1 pseudogene is annotated in these 425 nt (G+C 69.9%); it reads left to right on the top strand.

The features are described from left to right. Positions 1 to 221: pseudogene (locus tag FMEAI12_RS40465) on the top strand (helix-turn-helix domain-containing protein); the annotation flags it as partial. Between the last annotated feature and the right edge of the window lie 204 nt (positions 222 to 425).

The raw sequence follows: 425 nt of genomic DNA, 5'->3' as shown, positions 1-425 counted from the left end.
TGGTGGCCCGCAGCTCGGCGACGAAAGACGCCGAGATCCTTGTGCTCCGCCACGAACTCACCGTGCTACGCCGCCAGGTGCCCCGGCCCCGGTACTGCTGGGCCGACCGCGCCATCCTCGCCGGCCTGGCACGGCTGCTCCCGCGCACCTCATCGCCGACCTTGCTGGTCCGCCCTGAGACGATTCTGCGCTGGCACCGCCACCTGGTCCGCCGCCGCTGAACCCAGCCGCACCGCCCACCCGGCAGGCCCTCCACCCCAACGGAGATCCGCCAGCTGATCCTCCGCCCGACGGATCGTGGACCACCCAACAAGCCCGGAACCTCCTCATAGCTCTGGGTGAGCGGGCGAGACGGTTCCGGTTCCTCATCCGTGACCGCGACACGACGTTCACCGCCGTCTTCGACACCGTCTTCACCACCGACA

This window comes from Parafrankia sp. Ea1.12, from assembly GCF_900465275.1.
GTDB classification, from domain to species: domain Bacteria; phylum Actinomycetota; class Actinomycetes; order Frankiales; family Frankiaceae; genus Parafrankia; species Parafrankia soli.
Note: the sequence above shows the minus strand (reverse complement) of the source record. Positions and strands in the feature narration are given on the sequence as shown.